Raw genomic sequence first — 1,233 nt, 5'->3', positions numbered from 1 at the left:
GGGGTGGACGATCAGACCCGCCCGGTGGGCGTCGGCGACCAGGGAGGTGGGGGTGCCCCGGGTGCCGTCGGCCCCGCGGTGGTCGGCGGCGGCCAGCAGGGCGGTGTCGGGGTGGTCGGTGAAGATGCCGTCGATGCCGGTGGCGAACCAGGCCCGGAGCGCGCCGAAGGCGTCGCCGTGTCGGTGGGGGTCGTCGCCCACGCGGAATTCGGCGGGCAGGTACCGGTTCTCGTTGCGCTGGGTGTAGGGGTGGACGATCAGACCCGCCCGGTGGGCGTCGGCGACCAGGGAGGTGGGGGTGCCCCGGGTGCCGTCGGCCCGACGGGGGATCACCAGGTCGAGGGTGGGGCCGATGCCGCTCGCGTACCCGGCGATCTCCCGCAGGCCCTTCGGGGTGATCAGGTCGGCCACCGTCCGCGGGTCCCCGGCCAGTTCGAGGTCGCGCGGCCGGCTCCCGGCGGAGGAGAACAGCACCACGCCGGGGGTGTCCACCAGGCGCGACAACCGACGGATGCTGGTCGGCTCGAAGGACTGCAGGAAGATCGGGGAGGTGCGGCGGTGCAGGCCGTGGCGGCGCAGCAGCGCGGCCAGCGGCTCCTCCAGCGGCAGGCCGATGGAGCGGAAGTGGGAGGGGTGCTTGGTCTCGGCGTGCAGCCACACCGGGCGACCCCGGCGGCGGCCCTCATCGGCGGCCCACCGGATCACCTCCTCCAGGGTGGGCACCTCCCACCGCCCGTCGTAGATCGTGTTGTTGGGGCGCTGCTCGGGGATGCGCTCCACCGCCCGCAGGGTCTTCAACTCGGCGAGCGTGAAGTCCTCGGTGAACCAGCCGGTGACGGTCACCCCGTCGATGGTCCTCGTGGCCCGCCGATCGGCGAACTCCGGGTGGTCGGCCACGTCAGTGGTGCCGGAGATCTCGTTCTCGTGGCGGCACACCAGATGGCCGTCCCGGGTGGGAACGAGATCCTGTTCGATGACGTCGGCGCCCATGTCCAGGGCGAGTTGGTAGGCACCCATGGTGTGCTCGGGACGGTAGCCGCACGCACCCCGGTGGGCGATGACGGTGGGCACCGGCAGCCCGCGGAACCCCTTCCCCTTGCCCGGGGCTCCGTGCGCGAGGGGGTGCGGGGCCGCGTGGGCGGCGCCCGCGCCGGCGAGGACACCGCCGGCGGCGACGGCCCCGAGGGCCGCGGCGCCCAGCAGGGCCCGCCGGGCGGGGGCCGGGGTGGGAAC

Annotated in this window: 1 protein-coding gene; it reads right to left on the bottom strand. The window is 74.8% G+C overall.

Annotation, left to right across the window (positions count from 1 at the left end; all coding sequences use genetic code 11):
- A partial coding sequence (locus FOE67_RS26165) for a glycerophosphodiester phosphodiesterase (RefSeq protein WP_438874319.1) occupies window positions 1-1,233 on the bottom strand: 1,233 nt, incomplete at both ends.

The sequence above is a fragment of the Streptomyces calidiresistens genome, from assembly GCF_014141525.1.
In the GTDB taxonomy this organism is placed as follows: Bacteria; Actinomycetota; Actinomycetes; order Streptomycetales; family Streptomycetaceae; genus Streptomyces; species Streptomyces calidiresistens.
The sequence above is the reverse complement of the archived record's forward strand: the minus strand, read 5'-3'. Positions and strand labels throughout refer to the sequence as shown.